General features: G+C 73.0%; 6 protein-coding genes. 4 read left to right on the forward strand and 2 right to left on the reverse strand.

All coding sequences use genetic code 11. The features are described from left to right. Positions 1–12 precede the first annotated feature (12 nt). From VG869_02425 to VG869_02440, 4 genes are all read left to right on the forward strand, one after another. The gene (locus VG869_02425) at positions 13–1,494 is read left to right on the forward strand and encodes an NAD(P)/FAD-dependent oxidoreductase (GenBank protein ID HEV3450034.1); all 1,482 of its coding nucleotides are present in this window, start codon (positions 13–15) and stop codon (positions 1,492–1,494) included. A 126-nt stretch (positions 1,495–1,620) separates the two neighbouring features. Beyond that, positions 1,621–2,214, forward strand: coding sequence for a LytR C-terminal domain-containing protein (locus VG869_02430; protein ID HEV3450035.1), 594 nt, complete (start codon positions 1,621–1,623; stop codon positions 2,212–2,214). Positions 2,215–2,330: 116 nt separating this feature from the next. Further along, the gene (locus tag VG869_02435) at positions 2,331–3,431 is read left to right on the forward strand and encodes an amidohydrolase family protein (GenBank protein HEV3450036.1); all 1,101 of its coding nucleotides are present in this window, start codon (positions 2,331–2,333) and stop codon (positions 3,429–3,431) included. Positions 3,432–3,479: 48 nt separating this feature from the next. Beyond that, entirely contained in the window at positions 3,480–4,145 is a 666-nt protein-coding gene (locus tag VG869_02440) for an O-methyltransferase (GenBank protein HEV3450037.1), read from the forward strand. A 3-nt stretch (positions 4,146–4,148) separates the two neighbouring features. On the opposite strand, the gene VG869_02445 is transcribed toward VG869_02440, so the two are convergent. After that, a complete protein-coding gene (locus VG869_02445) occupies positions 4,149–4,823 on the reverse strand; it encodes a hypothetical protein (protein HEV3450038.1) in 675 nt (224 codons plus the stop codon). Beyond that, a partial coding sequence (locus VG869_02450; GenBank protein ID HEV3450039.1) for a phenylacetate--CoA ligase family protein occupies positions 4,824–6,144 on the reverse strand: 1,321 nt, incomplete at its 5' end.

Consider the following 6,144-nt stretch of genomic DNA (forward strand, 5'->3'; position numbering starts at 1 on the left):
CTGTCTGCTCCCGTGACCGACCAGACCCCGCCCGCGGACCCCGAGGTCCTCATCATCGGCGCCGGCCCGGCCGGCCTGACCGCCGCCTACCAGCTCTCGAAGCGGGGCGTGACCTCGACCGTCCTCGAGCTCGACGACGTCGTCGGCGGGATCAGCCGCACCGTCTTGCGGGACGGCTGGCGCTTCGACATCGGCGGGCACCGGTTCTTCACGAAGGTGCAGCCCGTCGAGGACCTCTGGTTCGAGATCCTCGGCGCCGACGACTTCCTCCGGCGGCCCCGGAAGAGCCGCATCTACTACCGCGGGAAGTTCTACGACTACCCGATCTCGGCGATGAACGCGCTCCGCAATCTCGGCCCGGTCGAGGCCGTCCGCTGCGTCGGCTCGTACCTGTGGGTGCGAATCCGCAAGCCCAAGGACATGTCGACCCTCGAGGGCTTCGTGGCGTCGCGGTTCGGCTGGCGGCTCTACCGGCACTTCTTCAAGACGCAGAGCGAGAAGGTCTGGGGCGTGCCGGCTACCAAGATCCAAGCCGACTGGGGGGCGCAGCGGATCAAGAACCTGTCCCTGTTCCGGGCCGTCTGGGAAGCGCTGAAGCCGAAGCGCGTCCGGCGCAAGGCGGCCCGGTCGAAGCAGGTCACGAGCCTCATCGAGGAGTTCAACTACCCGAAGTACGGGCCGGGGATGATGTGGGAGCGGGCCGCCGAGCTCGTGACCGCCCGGGGCACGAAGATCGTGTTCGGCTCGGCGGTCACCGCCGTCCACCACGCCGGTGGGCGGGCCGTGGCCGTGACCGCGACGACCGAGGGCGGGTCGACCCGCTACGAGTGCACCCACGTCATCTCGTCGATGCCGCTGAGCGCGCTCGTGCGAGCGATGGACCCGCCGGCGCCCGCCGACGTGCTGGCGGCCGCCGACCGCCTCGCCTACCGGGACTTCCTGACCGTGGCGCTCGTCGTGCCGGCCGACAAGGTGGCCTGGGACGACAACTGGATCTACATCAACGCGCCCGAGGTCAAGACGATGCGGATCCAGAACTTCGGCGCCTGGTCCCCGTATCTCGTGAAGGACGGGCGCAACGTCCTCGGCCTCGAGTACACGGTGCTCGAGACCGACGCGGCCTGGCAGGCGGCCGACGACGACCTCATCGAGCAGGGCAAGCAGGAGCTCGACCGCCTGGGGCTCGTCGCCGCCGCCGACGTCGAGGCCGGGTACGTGGTGCGGATGCCGAAGGCGTACCCGATGTACGACGCGACCTACAAGGCCAACGTCGAGACCCTCCGCGCCTGGCTCCAGGCCAACGCCGCCAACGTGTACCCGGTCGGCCGCAACGGCATGCACAAGTACAACAACCAGGATCACTCGATGTACACGGCCATGCTCTCGGTCGACAACATCTTCGGCGCCTCGAACGACGTGTGGTCGGTGAACGTCGAGGCCGACTACCACGAGGAGCGGGCGCCCGCCGACGCGGGGGAGCACCGCACCGCCTGAGGCACGACCGGGCCCGCTCGACGCCACCTACCAGCTGGCGAGCGCGGAGCGACGCCGCGCCCACGCCCCTCCCGCTCCCATGCATGCGCCACCCGTAAACTCGAGCCCGACTAGAGGAGTCCGACGTTGGCTTGGCTAGGACTCGCGGCGATCGTCGGGCTCGTCGTCTGCGGGCTCAGCGCGCTGCACGACGCCCTGCGCGCCCGCAAGGCCCGATCGTTGCGGCCCGGCGAGGTGCTGCCCCCGTCGTGGTGGACGGGTCGACGCCTCGCCATCGCCGCCGTCGCGTCGGTCGCGGTCGTCGCCGGCGCGATCGCCGCGCTCGTCCTCGCCTTCGGCGGCGGCTCCACGACCCCGAGGCTCGTGACCGCGCCGACCACCACGAGCACCACGACGGCCCTCACGTCGACGACGACCGGCGGGTCGCTTCCGCCGGCCCGTCCGCCGCAGCAGGTGCGCGTCGACGTGCTCAACGGGTCCGGCGCCGCCCGGGCCGCGACGGTGAAGGCGTCGGCGCTGGCCTCGACCGGCTACCGGATCGTCAACGTCGGCAACGCCCCGGTGCAGCAGGGCAGCATCGTCGAGTGCGTGGGCGGCTTCGCCTCGGATGCGGTGGTACTCGCCCGCGCGGTGGGACCCGGCACGCTCGTCCAGGGCTTCCCGATCACGGCGCCGCCGGGATCGGCGAACGCCGACTGCGTGGTCGTGCTCGGCCAGTAGCGGCGACGCCGTGAGGCGCGTGGCCGCCGTCCGGGCGGGTCGTCGCACCGCGCCCACGGCGCCGGCCGTCGCCGTCCCCGGAGCCGGGCCGCGGGACCAGACCTATGCTCGCCGGCGTGCCGACGGGGCTCGTCAACTCCGCTGATTCCCATGTGGTCGAACCGCCGGACCTCTGGGTGGAGCGGCTGCCCCGCTCGCTCCGGGACCGCGCGCCACGCGTCGCCGACGTCGACGGCGAGGCGCGCCTCCTGGTTGAGGGGATGGCGCCTCGTCGCATGGGCGGGGGTGGCGGCACCGCGGCGGAGCAGCGCGACCGCGAGCGCGCCGGTGGGGGCCACTTCCGGGCCGGGGGCTGGGACCCCGAGCAGCGAATCGTCGACCTCGACGAGGACGGCGTCTGGGGCGAAGTGCTCTACCCGACGATCGCCCTGTTCGGGTTCATGATCCCAGACCCCGAGCTCCGGTGGGCGAGCTGCCGGGCCTACAACGACTGGCTCGCGGAGACGTTCGCCGCCCAGTCCCGCCGCTTCGCGGGCGCGGCGATGATCGCGGTGCAGGAGATCGGGCCGGCGGTGGCGGAGATCGAGCGCGTCGCGGGTCTCGGGCTGCGCTCGATCATGCTCCCGATGCAGGCCCCCGACGGCCGTCCGTACAACTCGCCGGAGTACGACCCGGTGTGGGCCGCGGCGCAGTCCCACGGCATGCCGGTGAGCTTCCACGTCGGCACCGGGTCGAACCCGGTGACCGAGCGGGGGGCCGGCGGCGCGGTCATCAACTACGTCGAGGTGGGCCTCGGCGCGCAGCGCACCCTCGCCTACCTCGCCTCGTCGGGCGTGCTGGCCCGCTTCCCCGACCTGCACGTGGTGATGGTCGAGTGCGGCGCGGGCTGGCTGGCCTGGCTGCTGGAGCGGATGGACGAGGCCTTCGAGGAGCACGCGCAGTGGGTGCAGCCGAAGCTGCCCGAGCCGCCGTCCTTCTACGTCCGGCGGCAGGGACACGTCACCTTCGGCAACGACGGCGCCGGGGTCGTGAACCGCGGCTTCACCGGCGTCGAGCCGCTGCTGTGGGCGTCGGACTACCCGCACCCGGAGGGCACGTGGCCCCACACCCGGGAGACCCTGGACCGGATCTTCTCGGGCGTGCCCGAGGCCGAGCGCGAGCGGGTCACCTACGCCACGACGGCGCGCCTCTACGGGCTCGAGGCACCGCCGGGCTGACCCGCGCCTCGTGACTCCGCCGGTCCTCGCGGTCGATAACCTCCCGCCGTGGCCGATCCCCCGAAGTCGTTCCATCTCTCGCCCGCGATCCATGGGTACCTGGTCGCGCACGGCACGCCCCCCGACGACGTGCAGCGCTGGCTGATCGACGAGACGAAGCGGCGGGAGCCGGCCCGCTCGCTGATGCAGGTGGCGCCGGAGCAGGGAGCGTTCATGACCGTGCTCACGCGGCTGCTCGGCGTGCGCCAGGCGGTCGAGGTCGGCACCTTCACCGGCTACTCGGCGCTGTGCATCGCCCGAGGCCTGGCGCCCGGCGGGCGGCTGCTCTGCTGCGACGTGAGCGAGGAGTGGACCGACCTGGCTCGGGAGGCGTGGGCGAAAGCCGGGGTCGCCGACCGGATCGAGCTTCGCATCGCGCCCGCCATCGACACGCTCCGGGCGCTGCCGACCGACGAGACCGTCGACCTGGCCTTCATCGACGCCGACAAGCGCAGCTACCGCGCCTACTACGAGGAGCTGCTCCGTCGCCTGCGCCCGAACGGCGTCATCCTGGTGGACAACACCCTCTGGATGGGCACGGTCGTCGACGAGTCCGTCACCGACGACGATACGAAGGCGATCCGAGCCTTCAACGACGCCGTCGCCGCCGACGAGCGCGTCGATTCGGTGCTGCTCCCGATCAGCGACGGGCTCACGCTGTTGCGGAAGCGCTGAGCCTCAGGGGTCGAGCACGAGCCGGCCCGGGGTCACGACTCGCCCCCGCACGCCGGTGTGCAGGCGGTCGCAGGCGGTGAGGCGGGGCCCGAGGTTGGTGAGGAGGAGCGCGCCGTCGTCGGCCGCCTCGACTCGCCAGCGGGTGGCGTCGTACTCGAGGGTGTCGTCATCCGGGGTCGACACCGCGCTGGTCGGGCCCAGCCGCACCCACCGGGCCACGCGGAGGCCGGCGCGCCGGAGCCGGGCGGCGGCGTCCTCGTCCGCCGCCACCACCGCGGCGACGGCGCCGAACACCGAGCCGAGTTCGTGCTCGAGGGCCTCGATCCCGTCGCAGACCCGATGGTCCACCCCGAGCACCACGGCCGGGCGGAGCTGGCGGACGAGCGCCACGGTGCGGAAGGCGTCGAACGGGGTGGCGTCGGCGGAGGAGTAGCGGGCGCCGAGCAGCCCGGCGGCGTGCTCGAACGGCACCACGTGGATCGCCTGCGAGAGCAGCGACACGAGCAGGACGAGCCCGCCGTCGCCGAGGCCGAGCGCGGCCAGGCGGGGGGCGAGCGCGGCGGCCTCGTCGTCGATGTCGCGCTGGGAGACGCGCCACGGCACCACGTCGCCGTCGACGACGATGCGGCCGACCCCCCACACGGCCGGCGGGTCCTCGAAGCGGGCGGCGAAGACCACTCAGGCCCCCGTGACCCGGGGGATCTTGTGGGGCGGCCCCTGCCGGAGCAGGACGTCGTGCTCGACGAGCTCGACCGAGGGGGCGACGCCGACGGCCTCGTGGACCGCGTCGACCACCCGCGTGCGGAGCTCGGCGAGGCCGCGCCGACCCTCGGACGCGTACCCGACCCGAAGCCGCAGCACGTCGACCTCGCGCTCGGACCGGATCACCTGGAAGAGCCCGGCGGCGGTCTCCGGGACGCTCTCGATCGCCGCCCACACGTCGCCCGGGAGCACGGACACGCCGTCGACGACGACCTCGTCGCCCTTGCGACCGAGGGGCCAGATCCGCCCGTGGGTCCGCCCGCAACGGCACGCGTCGGTCGTGAGCCGCACGATGTCGTCGGAGCGATAACGGATGAGCGGCGCCACCTTGTCCAGGAGCGTCGTCGACACCAGCTCCCCGCGCTGGCCGTCGCCCGCCGGCGCGACGCCGTCGGGCTCGAGGTGCTCGATGAACGCGGTGTCCTCCCAGAAGTGGCAGCCGTCGTGCTCGCGACACTCGGTGGCGGCGCCGACGTCGCCGAGGCTGGTCTGGATGAACAGCTCGAGGCCCCACGACTCGACCCGAGCGCGCGCTCGCGGGCCGATCGGCTCTCCCGCGAACACCACCCCCGCGTACGAGCGGAAGGTCTCCTCGAGGTCCTCGCCCCGCTCGGCCGCGGCGGCCTCGATCATCATGACGAGCGGGCCCGAGAGCGTGTACCAGCCGGTAGGGCGGAACTCCCGGCTGAACCGGAACAGCAGGGGCACGTCCTCGGGCTGGTGGTCGACGAACACCGGCGTCGCCCCGACGCCGCGGACGGTGTCGTGGATCCCGGGACCCCGGAACGTGAAGAGGCAGTGGAGGAAGTGGTCGCCGGGCCGGCAGCCCAGCTCCCAGAACTCGCGGACGAGGAAGCTCGGGCCCCGGCCCGCGTACGGCGCCGGGGTCGGGTCGCCGGTCGTGCCCGAGGTCGAGAAGATGGCGCTGAACACCCGCTTGAGGTCGGGGTCGGTCGGGTCGAGGCAGAGGAGCCCGCCGTATGGGTCCTGGTGACGGTCGCGGAAGGCGCGGATGGCGTCCTTGTCGATGAACGGCACCCGGGCCCGGAAGTCGTCGATCGTGGTGATGGCGTCGGGGGTGACGCCGGCCGCGTCCCAGGTCTCCCGGATGAGCGCGGAGCGCTCGTAGGCCCACGGGACGAGGTCGCCGAGGAGCCGCTCGTCGCGTCGCCGCTCGATCTCGGCCCGCGGCATGGTCTCGATCTCGGGCGAGAAGTACCGCCGCGTCGGGTCGAGG

Source organism: Acidimicrobiia bacterium (assembly GCA_035948415.1).
GTDB lineage: Bacteria > Actinomycetota > Acidimicrobiia > IMCC26256 > PALSA-555 > PALSA-555.